The organism is Pseudoalteromonas sp. G5_S1_54_S4 (assembly GCF_054968565.1).
The window spans coordinates 22,960-36,968 of sequence record NZ_JBQKUL010000008.1 but is presented as its reverse complement, the minus strand read 5'-3'; the positions used below and the strand labels follow the sequence as shown (position 1 = coordinate 36,968).

11 protein-coding genes are annotated in these 14,009 nt (G+C 39.8%); 7 read left to right on the top strand and 4 right to left on the bottom strand.

Annotation, left to right across the window (positions count from 1 at the left end; translation table 11 throughout):
* Nucleotides 1-12: 12 nt before the first annotated feature.
* The 6 genes from ACTRWE_RS05225 (at nucleotide 13) to ACTRWE_RS05200 (ending at nucleotide 6,850) form a co-directional block, all read left to right on the top strand.
* Nucleotides 13-366: a CidA/LrgA family protein gene (locus ACTRWE_RS05225; protein ID WP_138764954.1), complete on the top strand. Its 354-nt coding sequence runs from the start codon at nucleotides 13-15 to the stop codon at nucleotides 364-366.
* Nucleotides 359-1,090 carry an LrgB family protein gene (locus ACTRWE_RS05220; RefSeq protein WP_138764955.1) on the top strand — a complete coding sequence of 244 codons (732 nt, stop codon included), beginning with the start codon at nucleotides 359-361 and terminating at the stop codon, nucleotides 1,088-1,090. The genes ACTRWE_RS05225 and ACTRWE_RS05220 overlap by 8 nt, the downstream gene beginning before the upstream one ends.
* Before the next feature lie 37 nt (nucleotides 1,091-1,127).
* On the top strand, nucleotides 1,128-1,955 hold the full coding sequence (locus tag ACTRWE_RS05215) for a mechanosensitive ion channel family protein (protein ID WP_138764956.1): 828 nt from the start codon (nucleotides 1,128-1,130) through the stop codon (nucleotides 1,953-1,955).
* A gap of 62 nt (nucleotides 1,956-2,017) precedes the next feature.
* The gene (locus ACTRWE_RS05210; protein WP_462879583.1) at nucleotides 2,018-5,272 is read left to right on the top strand and encodes an nSTAND1 domain-containing NTPase; all 3,255 of its coding nucleotides are present in this window, start codon (nucleotides 2,018-2,020) and stop codon (nucleotides 5,270-5,272) included.
* A gap of 23 nt (nucleotides 5,273-5,295) precedes the next feature.
* Complete coding sequence (locus ACTRWE_RS05205) at nucleotides 5,296-5,673, top strand: DP-EP family protein (RefSeq protein WP_016899671.1); 378 nt, start codon at nucleotides 5,296-5,298, stop codon at nucleotides 5,671-5,673.
* Nucleotides 5,674-5,854: 181 nt separating this feature from the next.
* Nucleotides 5,855-6,850: a sensor domain-containing diguanylate cyclase gene (locus ACTRWE_RS05200; protein WP_024602337.1), complete on the top strand. Its 996-nt coding sequence runs from the start codon at nucleotides 5,855-5,857 to the stop codon at nucleotides 6,848-6,850.
* 124 nt (nucleotides 6,851-6,974) lie between these two features.
* Here the strand turns inward: ACTRWE_RS05200 and ACTRWE_RS05195 are convergent, their stop codons facing one another.
* Together ACTRWE_RS05195 and ACTRWE_RS05190 are read right to left on the bottom strand one after the other, a co-directional pair.
* Nucleotides 6,975-8,327: a magnesium transporter gene (locus ACTRWE_RS05195; protein WP_008111553.1), complete on the bottom strand. Its 1,353-nt coding sequence runs from the start codon at nucleotides 8,325-8,327 to the stop codon at nucleotides 6,975-6,977.
* A 237-nt stretch (nucleotides 8,328-8,564) separates the two neighbouring features.
* Nucleotides 8,565-10,232, bottom strand: coding sequence for a methyl-accepting chemotaxis protein (locus tag ACTRWE_RS05190; protein WP_462879582.1), 1,668 nt, complete (start codon nucleotides 10,230-10,232; stop codon nucleotides 8,565-8,567).
* 406 nt (nucleotides 10,233-10,638) lie between these two features.
* Between ACTRWE_RS05190 and purU the strand changes: the two genes are divergently transcribed.
* The gene (gene purU, locus ACTRWE_RS05185; RefSeq protein WP_462879581.1) at nucleotides 10,639-11,469 is read left to right on the top strand and encodes a formyltetrahydrofolate deformylase; all 831 of its coding nucleotides are present in this window, start codon (nucleotides 10,639-10,641) and stop codon (nucleotides 11,467-11,469) included.
* Between the two features lie 76 nt (nucleotides 11,470-11,545).
* Here the strand turns inward: purU and ACTRWE_RS05180 are convergent, their stop codons facing one another.
* Nucleotides 11,546-13,153: an AbgT family transporter gene (locus ACTRWE_RS05180; protein WP_462879580.1), complete on the bottom strand. Its 1,608-nt coding sequence runs from the start codon at nucleotides 13,151-13,153 to the stop codon at nucleotides 11,546-11,548.
* Between the two features lie 158 nt (nucleotides 13,154-13,311).
* Complete coding sequence (locus ACTRWE_RS05175) at nucleotides 13,312-13,962, bottom strand: response regulator transcription factor (protein WP_008111545.1); 651 nt, start codon at nucleotides 13,960-13,962, stop codon at nucleotides 13,312-13,314.
* Nucleotides 13,963-14,009: the final 47 nt, after the last annotated feature.

Genomic DNA, 14,009 nt, shown 5'->3' with positions numbered 1-14,009 from the left:
TGAGTCATCGCCATGAAATACTTTTTAAGTAGCGCTATCATTTTGCTTTGTTTGGGAGCGGGCAAACTTATTATGCACTTTATTGATGTCAGTTTCCCTGCGCCACTGTTAGCAATGGTTATTTTACTGGTACTGCTTTTATCAGGCATTGTTAAAGAGCAACAACTTACCCCATGTGCCTCGCCTATTTTAAATGTAATGCCTATTTTCTTTATTCCTGCAGGCGTTGGCTTTATTGAACACTTGGGACTTATAAAAACCCATTGGCCATTTTTAACCACCGTGATGATTATAGTGCCCTTTAGTAGCTTAATTTTAGTAGCCAGTATCGTTGGTCACTTTAAAGGCACTGAAAACAATGAATGAGCAAATCAGTGCAATAACGCCAAGTCTTTGGTGGTTAACTATCCCTTTTATAATCGCTCTTTTTTTAGGGCTAAAAATGCTCAATGTGAGAGTGAGTCACAGCATATTAAAATCCCTCACAAACCCCGTATTTTTAAGTATTGCAATAATTGCCTTATTATTAGTTAATCTAGATTTGCCTTATGCGAAATTTTCCTCTCATAGCCAACTACTTAGTTGGTTACTCGAGCCTGCAATCGTTGCGTTAGCCCTGCCCTTATATCAGCAGTTTATGCATATTCGAAAAAACTTTTTACTCATTTTAGTCACCTGCAGTATTGGCATTATTAACGCCACACTGGTGGCTTTTGTATTAAGTGTTTTATTTGCTGTCCCATCGCAGCTCAGCGCTTCAGTTGCCGCACTCAGCGTTACGACACCTATTGCATTACTTGTCACCGATTCACTTGGGGGGATCAGCTCGTTGGCTGCTGCCATGGTTATTTTTATTGGTTTACTTGGGGCTTTGTTTGGCTTTTTATTACTAAAACTAATTAAAATATTTAACTTTGAGGCACAAGGCATTGCAATGGGAACGGCTTGTCACGCTATAGGTACAGCCGCTGCAATTGCCGAGCACCCAAAAATAGGGGCGTTTTCATCAGTGGCTATGGCATTGAGTGCGTTATTAACTGCGGTGATAGTACCACTATTATATCCATTTTTAGTGAGCACTTTGTTATAGTAAGTTGATAACAATCTAACTAAAACTAGAGCCCACCATGATCAGTTCCGAAATTCAGCAATTTGAAAAATACTACGCCCTACTTACCGAGTATTTAGTCACCTATAGTATGCAAATAGTCGGCGCTATTTTTATACTATTGGTTGGCCTGTGGGTGGCGAAAAAGCTCGCTGAAGGTGTTGCCAATTTAATGACGCGGCATAACGTTGATATCACCTTAACCAACTTTGTCAGTAATGTAGTGAAAGTACTGCTAATCATTATGGTGATCATTATTGCGCTGGGTAAAATTGGTATTAGTGTGACCCCATTTGTTGCTGCAATAGGTGCAGCCTCATTGGGTGCAGGCTTAGCGTTACAAGGCATGCTTTCTAATTATGGCGCGGGGCTTGCTATTATTGCTACACGGCCATTTGTGGTCGGCGATACCATAGAAGTAAAAGGTGTTAGCGGCCAAGTAAAAGTAATTGAGCTGGGGCACACCGTATTAATTAATGAAGAAAAAGTAGAAATAACCATTCCCAACAAACATATTGTTGGCGAAATTCTGCACAACTCATTTAATTATTCACTGGTAAAAGGTGAAATAGATATTGCCTACAGTGCCTGCAGTGATACAGCAATCAACCTAATTGAAAACGTGCTCATACAGCATGAACTCGTCGCTAAAAAACCCAATGCACAAATTGGCATAGAGCGCTTTGCTGATAGCGGCGTTACTATTAGCTATCGCTATTGGGTACCCACCACTAAAATTATTGAAACTAAGCTTGCTATTAATGGCAGCGTGTATAAAGCAATTAACGATGCCAATATTGAAATTCCGTTTCCACAACGCATTGTTACACTTAATAAAAATAACTAGCACTTCTCATGTGATTAACGCAAAAAGTTAAGTGCACTAATAACTGTAAAAATGAGCCAATTATGCAGCAACCGCCTTTTTATCTAGGTGAATGGCAAGTAACCCCTGCCAGTAACACCCTTCAACGCGCTGAAGAACAAAAACAGCTAGAGCCCAAAGCCATGGATGTTTTGCTGTACTTGTGTCAAAACCAAGCAGAGATTGTCAGTAGCGACGCGTTATTAACTCACTGCTGGGCAAACACAGAAACCGGCGATAATCCTCTGCATAAAACTATCACTCAACTTCGAAAAGCCCTGGGTGATAAGGCAAGCGCTCCGCAATACATAGAAACCATACGTAAACGGGGTTATAGGGTTATTGCAACGGTTGAGTTTCCATTGGCTGATGACCTCCCCAGCCAAGTTAACACATGGCAAGGCGGCTCTCCTTTTTTAGGTTTGAGTGCATATAACCCAACCGATACCCACTTATTTTTTGGTCGTAATCACGCCATCAGCACGTTACTAGAGAGCGTATCAAGCCAAATAAAATTACAGCGCGCATTTTGTTTAATCCTTGGCCCTAGTGGCACGGGTAAATCATCATTAGTTAATGCGGGTATATTGCCAAAGCTACTCGACGAGCGAGGCTATAACGGCATTAGAGTAATGTCGTACACCCAACTAGACTTTGCAGATGTAGCTCAAAATAGGCTGTATTTAGATCTCGCCTCAGCCATGCTCGATTGGGATATTAACGACATTCCAGTATTTACAGGGTTAAGCGCACAAACGCTGGCGCAGCAGCTAGAACATGACATAGATAATGTTATTAGTTGTTTAAAAAATACAATTGCAAATACTCAAACAGCAGCAAAAACGCCGCTATTGTTTTTGTTTATAGACCGCTTAGAAGTGCTACTTTCCTCACCGCTATTTAGTAACGACACCCGAAGTCATTTTTTATCTGTTATTGAGCGTTTAGCGACCTCTAAAGCGGTGATTGTATTTAGTGCCTGTCGTAACGATTTTTACCCTTTAGTGGTTGAGCAGCCAAGCCTTATGGCCGGCAAAGCTCATGGCGCGCATTACGATTTAACCCCGCCAAATCGCCATGAACTACAACAAATTATTCGCTTGCCAGCGTTAACCGCTAATTTAACGTTTTCGCAAGACCCACACACCAAAACCCCGCTGGATGAAATACTTTGCGCCGATACCGCCAACAATCCAGATGCACTGCCCATGCTGCAATACACACTGCAAGAGCTGTATTTACAGCGCAGTGATAATAATGAGTTATTGCACAGTGTATATGAAAAACTCGGCGGTATTGAGGGTGCCATTGGTAAAAAAGCCGAAGAGGTATTTATAGGGCTTTCTAAAGCGCAACAGCAGCAACTAAAAAGCGTGTTATCGCAATTAGTAACGCTAAACCCAGATGGTAAAACCATTACGAGTCGCGCAGCCCGCTTACAAGCGTTAACCAACACCAGTCAAAAAGAGCTGGTTCAAGCCATGGTCGATAGCCGCTTATTTGTATCGCATTTACAAAACCAAGAAGCCTACTTTAGCCTTGCCCACGAGGCATTATTACGCCAATGGCCACGTGCTAAACAGTGGATTAATGACCATAAAGATGCCCTTGCTATAAAAAGCCGCTTACACCACCACACGCAACAATGGCTTAATGAGCACAAAAGTAACGCCTACCTGTTAGCGCCGGGTAAACCACTGCAAGAAGCCGTTACCTTATTAAACGACAACATATTCGAACTAGACGATGACGAACGCGCGCTTATAACCAGCTCTCTTAAACACAGTAAAGCAAAAACAACCATAAAACGCGGCACCGTCGCTCTGCTTTGTTTACTTACCTGTGTTGCCCTATTTATGAGCGTTACTAGCTTTCAAGCGCAGCAACTTGCACAGCAAAAACGCCAAGAAGCCGAAAGCTTACTAGGATTTATGGTCGGTGATTTTGCCGATAAATTACGCAGCGTTAAGCGTATGGACTTACTTGATGGCATTAGTAATAAAGCACTTGAGTATTTTACCAATCAAGTTGATGAGCCAAGCTCGCTATTTAACTTTAGCAGTCAACAAGGAGAATTTAAAAGTCGCTTTCAGTACGCGCAAACTCTTGAGGCCATGGGAGAAGTGGCCTATTCTCGCGGGAAAACCATTGAGGCCTTCACCGCCTTTGAAAACGCCCGCATTCGCCTTGAAGCACTATTAAAAATACAACCAGATAATTTAGAGCTATTAACGCTTGCCGGTGCCAATGCCTTTTGGCTCGGTCAGCTTCATTATGATAAAAGTGATTACGCTGCTACTGAACCATTATTTAAAAAATATCATGCCTACAGTGAGAAAATGTATTCATTAGCACCAAATAGTTTTAACTCGATTATGGAGTTATCGTATTCGCATAATTCGCTGGGATCTTTGTATTTAAAGCAATTTAACTACACTGGCGCGAAACAACGCTTTACAGAGTCGCTCGCCCTTAAAAATGAAGCCCTTGAGCTTAAACCCAATAACAAAAATTTATTGCGCGATAAAGCAGACACCATTAGTTGGCTTGCAAAAACTGAAGAAAGGCTTGGTAACTTTAATGCCGCATTAACCATGTATGAAAATGCATCTAATGAGTTAAAAAGTTTATTAATTGAATATCCAGATGATGCCAGTTTATCAAGCAGTTTAGCTTATACTTATATTCAACAAAGCTACCTTTTGAGCTACCTGCCAAATAAACAACCAGCCTACAAAAAAGCACAGCAAGCCACAAAAACAGTTAATACCGCACGATTGCAAGATCCAAAAAGTAAAGACATTCAACATTCTTATTATCGTTTTTTAGCCCACCAGCTAATGCTTTCACCTAATAAAAACATTGATAACCGAGTTAAGGATATTATTAACTTTTTGAAAGTGCAGGACTTTAAAAATAACTTTGCAATTAATACTCAATTGATCCTTATACAGTACTTTATTGATAGACAGTCACCACTTAAAGCATATGAGTTTTTAACAGCCCTTGAAAATGATACAAGCTACCAACAGTACATAGCTAATAAAGCAAAGAGTGGTGATAATGTAGACTTTACGAATATAAATTTACTTAAAGCTAAATTAGCTGAAAATACCGTACAGCGAGAGCAATTTTGCTTAAATGCGCTTAAAGCCATTGCTGAAACAGTAAAAATAAACCAAAGCGTTCACGTAACGCACCCGCTGTTACAGGCATACACCTGCTTAAATAGAGCAAACGAAATCCCCAAAATAAAAGCAAGTCTAGTTAAATTAGGCATTACTCACTTTAAACTATAACCACGAATACAAAAGGAAATAATATGGATAGCTCTCAAGAACAAATTAACTTTACTGTAAATATTGAATTAGACAGTAACGACAACGCCAATTTTACATACTTTAAAGATAACAAAGAAGTCTCTGGCGGTGGCGTTGTCAGAACTGAAACCGCAGGTATTTATAGCTTAAATGAAGCAACACTTGCTAAAGGTTTTTTATTCACCGGAGCCACTATCACTGATAAAGAAGGCGACTGTGCTGGTGATTTTAAATCAGAAATCAATGATGATGGCCAATCAATCACCATCACAGACACAGATGAAAATAATGGCACTGTGTGTTTAATATTTAATGTTGAGTGCAATGGTAAAGCCTATGAAAGCGCCGACCCACAAATTGAAAATAAAGACAAAAATTAATCAACAACGCTTAATATTTAATTTTTGTTTTCCAAATTGCACAGGCCTTTAACGCCTGCGCATAATAAAAAATACTATTAATCAAAAACTTAAAAGCAGAAGATTACCGAAAGGTTTAATTGCACTTTTTTATGTAAATTTGTAGACATCAAAAACGTCTGTATCATGCTAAGGCTAAAACGTGTCTAAACAAATTAATAAAAAAGAGACTCCAGCGGTTAAAAACGATAAAGCACTCCCCTTCGATTGCGCTTTATCGAGTCCTTTTTCTCATACCCAATTTGGCGCTTTAATTGAATTATTTAACGGCACCGCCGAAGGCATTTTTGTACTTAATGAGCACGGTGGTTTTGAGTTTGCAAACCCAAAAGCAGCACAGCTATTAGGTTACTCTCAGCAATCTCTAATAGGCGAAAATTTACTGTCGTTTTTACACGGTGCAGACCTTGATAAATATAAACAGACGTTATTAAATTGGATAGACATTAAAGATACTTCCCTTAGCTTTGGCCCAAATGAAATAAAAATAAATAAAGCGAATGGTGATATTATTGAAGCAGACTTATCAATATCTAGCATGCCAAAAAGTATTGCATCGGCGCAAAAATTATACGTTTGCATACTTCATGATCTCAGTACGCATAAAGCGATGTACAACCGTTTAAAAATACAAGCTTCAACCGATCACTTAACTGGGCTCGCTAATCGTTTAGCTTTAGATGAGTCACTAAAAAAATACTGGCAAGAAAGTATTCAAAGCCAACAACCTCTAACCAGCATATTGATTGATGTAGATCACTTTAAAAAATTCAACGACACCTATGGGCATATTAAAGGTGATAAATGCTTACAAAAAATTGCAAAAATGCTTTTGCATTGTATCCCGTCAAGAGAGTGTTTGGCAGCGAGATATGGCGGTGAGGAGTTTGCTATTATTTTACCGCGTTGCGATATAAAAAGTGCAACGATTGTTGCCAAGCATGTACAACAACAAATTAATGCGATGACATTTACAGATATAGGCCTGCCACCAGAGGTTAAAGTTAGTGTGAGCCAAGGGATTGCCTGTGAGCACAATAGTCAATACCGTACCTACGAGGCGCTGTTGTACGCCGCAGACACGGCTTTGTACCGCGCAAAAACCGAAGGTAGAAATAAAATAAGTACTGTTGTTTAAAGTTTAAATTAAAGGCCATTCCATGGCGCTATATCTACCCTAAAAGCCACTAAATTGAGTTACTTTACTGGCGTTTAGATTAATTTTAAATGCTGTAGATAAGAGATTAATCTTTATATAAAAATTACAGTAGTAACAAACTACCTAATCCTAAAAAGGTTACAAAGCCGACAATATCAGTGACTGTGGTTAAAATAACTGAGCCTGATAATGCAGGGTCAATTTTCATTTTATCTAAAATAGACGGGATCACTACGCCCGCCAATGATGCAGCCACTAAATTCAGCAGTATTGCCACAGTAATGGTTATACTAAGCATAATATCGTTAAACCATAGGAAAGTTAGCAAGCCAATCACTAAAGCCCATACCAAGCCATTTACCGCGCCCACACGCAGCTCTTTTTTAAGCAGTGCCTTACGGTTGGAGTCGGTAACCTGACCAAGCGCAAGACCACGCACTATAACCGTTAAGGTTTGGCTTCCGGCAATACCCCCCATTGAAGCGACAATCGGCATCAATACAGCTAAAGCAACCACTTGTTCTATGGTGGCGCCAAATAAACCAATAAACCACGAGGCTAAAAATGCGGTTGCTAAGTTGATACCTAGCCAAATACCTCGGTTTTTAGCACTTTTGCGAACACTAGCAAATAGGTCTTCGTCTTCTCGTAAACCACCAGCCTTTGCTGTGGCTTCGTCAGCGATTTCCTGACGTAATTCATAAGCTGATGCAATGGTTAATCGCCCTATTAGTTTGTTATCGGCATTAACCACGGGCATGGCCATTTGTTCACTATGAATAACCACTTCAGCGGCTTCATATAAATCATGGTCTGCATGCAATGAGGTAAAGTCATGATTAGCTAAGGTCATTAAACTCTCATTATCATGCGCTTTTATCAGGTCATTAACTGCCACTTCGCCTATTAAGCTGCCTTTGCGGCTCACTAAATAAATCACTTCGCTGTACTGCGGTAACCCTTTGTGGAGTAACTTTTTAGCGCCGCCGGCTGTGAGTTTGTCTGACACCTTTAAAAAGTCAAAGCCAATCCAGTGACCTAGTTGCTCAGGCGTATATTGTTGCGCCAGCTCGTATTGTTTGGTTTGTGCTTCATCAAGCTGCTTTTTTGCATAATCAATAAAGCGCTGCGGGATCACTTCTTCTAACTCAAGCAGCTCTTCAACGTTAACTTCGTCTAATAATTTAAAACCGTCACTGTCATCTAGGGTTTGCAGTAACCATAAACAGCTATCTTCACTTAAATTAACGAAAATTTCGTGTTGCGTGTCTTCATCTAGTAAATGCCAAATTTCAAGGCGCTGCTCTTTAGGAATAGCTTCAAATAATAAGGATAAGTGTTCCGTTGATAAGGTTTGCTGAGCATCAATAAGTAATTTATTTTTGCGCTCAGTGGTATCACACTGCAATAAGTCGTTTATGAGTTGTGGTAACTGATCAACCGGATACTCTATCATTTAAAAACCCTAAAATAGTCTTTCACTATAAATTTACTGTAATAAGTAAGCACTTATTAATGAGAATAGCTAATAGTGTACATTAGACACGCATAAAAATATTAAAAAATCGCTGTGTTGTTAAATATTTATGGTTGTAGCGTGCTATTAACTATCGCGCTTTAGCTAAAAATAAAGCCAAAAAAAGCCGTAACTAAACACGTTACGGCTTGATAAAAAATTAATAACTCAAGCTATTTATATTTTAAATTGCCCCACTAGGTCACCCAAGTTCTCACCGCGTCCCGCTAAGTGCTTACTAACTGAAGAAGTGGTTTTACTCGACTGCGTTAATTCATTAACAATTTCTTGAATAGCATACACGTTACGGTTAATTTCTTCTGTCACGCTGCTTTGCTCTGTTGCCGCTGTGGCAATTTGTGTACTCATATCATTAATGGTGGTCACGGACGTAGTTACCGCACCTAAGCTTTCAGATATAGCCCGTGAAGACTCAACTGAGCGGTTACAGCTTTGTTGACTCGCATGCATTGCATCAACCGCTGCCGTTACTAAATTATGTAACTCGCTTAGCATTTCGTTAATTTCTAATGTGCTATCTTGAGTACGGCTTGCTAAGCTTCTTACTTCATCAGCCACCACCGCAAACCCACGTCCTTGCTCACCTGCGCGTGCCGCTTCAATAGCCGCATTTAATGCCAGTAAGTTTGTTTGTTCAGCAATGCCACCAATTACACTTAATACGCTATTAATTTTTTTAGATTGCTCACTCAACGAGTTAACCTGCTCCGCGGCTTGATTAATTTCGCTCATTAAGTTTGATACTTCGCTCAGTGAAACATCTACACAATCTTGCGCGTTGGCCACTTCTTTTGTCGCTGCCTGCGTTGATACCGCAACTTGCGTGGTATTTTGCGCTACCTCATGCGAGGTTGCTGACATTTCGGTAATCGCTGTTGCCACTAAATCGGTTTCATGGTTATGCTTTAATAACTTGTCTTCTATGAGTAATGTTTGCGTATTAATGTCTGAAGAAGCCGTTTTAACGTCACTTGTTACATCAACCACTCCGGCAATAATACTGTGTAGCTTACTCACAAATACATTGAAAGATTCACCTAACTGACCAATTTCATCATGGGTATCTATTTCTAAACGTCGGGTTAAATCTCCCTCCCCTTTGGCAATATCATCTAAGCTTTGCACCATACGTTTAATTGGTTTTAGCATATTGTTAGAAGCATACAACGCACCGGCTGTTGCTAAACCAAGCAGTAGAAGTGATATTAAAACCAAAGTGGTCATTTTTTCGCTTAAATGGCGCTCCATGGTTGTTTGATATTTTACCAGTTCGGCTTCAATATCATCCATATATGTGCCAGTGCCTATCATCCAATTAGTACCTGGGATCATGGCTGCATAACCAATTTTTTCGACTAAGCCGCTAGTATTGGGCTTTTGAAAATGATAAGTAAACGAGCCACCGCCTTTACGCGCTTGCTCAAGTAAGCCAACCACTATTTTTTTACCGTTAGGGTCGGTCATGCCTATTTTATTTTGCCCTTCTATCGCATCACCCAGTAATGCATGAAAAACACTAATACCATCGGTATCATAAATAAAGTAGTAACCATCTTCACCAAAGGTTAAATCTCGCAACGCATCTTTAGCGTCTTGTTCATTTCCTTGCGCTAATTGGTATTGCACTACTTTAGAGCCGATTTCTATTTCTGTTCTTAATAGAGTTTGTTTATCAGCAATTAATTTAGTTTTGAACTCATTAAAGTTTTGCTGTTGATTTTGCATCTCTAAATAATAAGAACCTGCCATAAAACTGATTAGTAATACAATCAAAGGTAAAACAGCCAGCAGTAGCAATTTGGTTTTTAAGCTTAAATTACCCATTATTTCTCCAATTAACATTATAAGCTATCAAGCTTTTTATTTTGCAGCCACTTAGCAACTACGTTTCCATTGTTTGTATTACTGACAACAGCGCTACACTTGTATATAAATTAAGCACAAACAGGGTTGTTGCGCAATTTAATACACTCGTATGTTAGTAAAACATACTAAAATCAACTTTATAACTAGACGATAGTATAAAAGCAGTAATAAATAACTGATTTTTCTCATGCTATAAATTCTTACTAGTGCACAGCTTATTACCTTACGATTAAATCTTAACTAACCTCAGTAACACTATTTTAGCTTTAATGAAAATTAAATATTGGGCATCACACAAAGGCCTTGCTTTCTGAGTTAAAACACAAATAATGAAGCAACTAACTACTGGGTAAGAATGAGGAAAATGAGTTATATACTAACCACCCAATGCGCAGACGATATAGGTTTAATCGCCAAAATTACCGGACTGTGTAATGAGCATAATTTAAATATTATTCGTAATAACGAATTTGTAGATAAAGATGCGCAGCGCTTTTTTATGCGCACAGAGCTTACAGGCGAACCACATACTGAGTTTTTGTCACAACTGCGCGATGTATTACCTGCTGGCGCAAAAGTGGCACTGCACGGCGAAGAAAAAACCAAAGTGGTACTATTAGCTACAAAAGAAGCTCATTGTTTGGGCGGCATGTTACTTAAGCAATTTGAACAAGCCCTAAACATAGAGATACTAGCCGTTATCGCCAATTACCCTACTTTAGAGCCTCTAGTGAAAGGGTTTGATATTCCTTTTCATGTGGTTTCTCATGAAGGACTTACGCGCAGTGAGCACGACGAAAAAGTCGGTGACTTAATTGCCAGCTATAACCCAGACATTATTGGCCTAGCTAAATATATGCGTATTTTAAGCCCTGAATTTGTAGGTCGTTTTGAGGGTAAAATCATTAATATTCATCACTCATTTTTACCTGCTTTTATTGGTGCAAAACCATATCATCAGGCGTTTGAACGTGGTGTGAAAATTATTGGTGCCACGGCTCACTTTGTTAATAATGAGCTAGACGAAGGCCCTATTATTTTACAAGACGTATCGAGTGTGACCCATGCGAATACAGCTGAGATGATGGCTAAAATGGGTAAAGATGTAGAGAAAACGGTGTTTTGTAAAGCACTGCAACTAGCATCAGAACATAAGCTGTTTATTAATGACAATAAAACCGTCGTATTTTCATAATTAGCTTTACATAGCTATTAAAAATGCCAGCTAATAAGCTGGCATTTTTTATAAGTAAATATTAAACCTTACCTAATTAGGGTGTGTAATACGTTGGTGCCCCAGGGCCTACTGGCATACCTAAAACAAATACCCATAAATAAAACAGTACCACCCAGCCAACAAAGAAAATTAAGCTGTATGGCAACATAGTGGCTACCAAAGTACCTATTCCCATGTCTTTTTTGTATTTAGTGGCAACCGCGAGGATTAAACCAAAGTAACTCATCATCGGAGTAATTAAGTTAGTTACTGAATCACCAATACGGTAAGCCGCTTGAATTGTCTCGGGGGCATAACCTATAAGCATCAGCATAGGAACAAATATAGGTGCTGTTACTGCCCACTGCGCTGACGATGAGCCTAAAGTTAAGTTAACTAACGCACACATTAAAATAAACAGTACAAATACTTCCGGTCCAGTTAAGCTAAGTGCTTGTAGTAATGCGGCACCATTAATCGCTAAAATCGTACCTAAGTTAGTCCATTTAAAAAATGCCACAAACTGTGCAGCAAAAAACACTAATACAATGTACATGCCCATAGAGCTCATACTTTTGCTCATGGCATTGATCACGTCTTTATCATTTTTCATGGTGCCAACCACGCGACCATATACAAAACCAGGAATACCAAAGGTGACAAAAATAAACACCACAATCCCTTTTAAAAACGGAGAGTGAGCAACCAGCCCCGTTTCAGGGTTACGTAAAATACCGTCTGCGGGTACAACCGTCCACGCGAGTAGTAATGAAACAACAAGTAATGAGAATCCAGCCCATTTTAAGCCCGACTTTTCTTTGTCAGTTAAACCGGCAATGTTGTTTTGAGCTAAATCTTCACTGGCTTCGTCTGGGTTATATTTGCCTAATCGCGGCTCTACAATTTTCTCAGTAACTAGCGTGCCTAATATGGCAATTAAAAATACCGATATCATCATGAAATACCAGTTTGCTTCTGCGCCTACTTGGTAAGTTGGGTCAATCATTTGTGCAGCTGGCGTGGTAATACCGGCTAGTAACGGATCGATAGTACCCAATAATAAATTAGCACTGTAACCACCAGATACCCCAGCAAATGCCGCAGCAAGACCGGCAAGCGGATGACGACCTAAGCTATGAAATATCATTGCCGCTAGCGGAATCAATACCACATAGCCAAGCTCAGAAGCTGTATTGGATAATATAGCGGCAAACACCACCATAAAGGTCACTAAGCGTTTTGATGCCCCCATTACCATGCCACGCATAGCGGCAGACAATAGCCCTGAATGCTCAGCTACACTCACACCTAATAGCGCAACTAATACCGTCCCTAATGGCGCAAAGCTAGTAAAGTTAGTCACCAGCCCCGTTACAATACGCTGTAAGCCCTCAGCACTGAGTAAGCTAACCACTTCAATTACACCATCTGGATCGCGCCCAGCAGAGCCCTCAGGACGAGGATCGATGGCACTTAGTCCAAACCAATCGGCTACGCCACTAAATAAAATAATGGCAATACAAAACAGCGCGAATAAGGTAATTGGATGGGGAAGCATGTTCCCTAAAAATTCTACTGTGGCTAAAAATCGATTAAACCAGCCGCCCTTTGCGACCTGATTTTCATCTTGGGATGTGTGTGGTGAGTCTATTGAGTCTGACATACCATGCTCTCTTAATTACAAAATGCCCGTAACCTAGCATTATTTTCTGAGCAGGTCATGTAATAAAGATGAATGACTTGTTATGTCATGGTAATTAACTAATTGGTTTGTTGTAATGAGGTTGCAAAAAAGAGGCTCTCGCCTCTTATTTAGTCTGCTTAGGCTTGCTCTATGGGTTCTAGTTGTAGTTTTGCAGCAATTAAAACAGCTTGAGTTCGGTTATAAACACCGAGTTTTCTAAATATGGCAGTAATGTGTGCTTTGACTGTGGCTTCTGAAATGTGAAGTTCGTACGCAATTTGTTTATTCAGTAAACCTTCGTGCAAATATTGTAAAACGCGGTATTGCTGTGGAGTAAGTGATGCCACTTGTGCGGCAATTTCTCTATCTGCGCCTTCGATTTCAGCCACTTTACTTTTTAGCTCGGTTGGCAGCCAAGTATCGCCTTCAAGTATTTGGTTAATTGCGTTGGCAATATCGTCAGATGATGAAGACTTAGGAATAAACCCCATTGCCCCATAACCCATAACTTTCGAAACAATATTTACATCTTCACTACCCGAAACCACCGCAATAGGTAAGCTTGGGTAATCTTCACGTATACGGATCAAGCCGTATAAGTCACCGTTACCTGGCATGTGTAAATCTAGTAGTAATATATCAAGATCTTCTTGTTCGCTTAACACCTGCAATGTGCTATCAAAATCCGCTGATTCAAATACTTCCAAACCCGCAAACTTTGCACTCAAAGCGCCCTTTAGTGCTTCACGAAATAACGGATGATCGTCCGCTATTAAAAACTGACTCATTGTTCACTCCCAAAAATTCGGCTGCTGTCCAATAGACAACAGCCGAT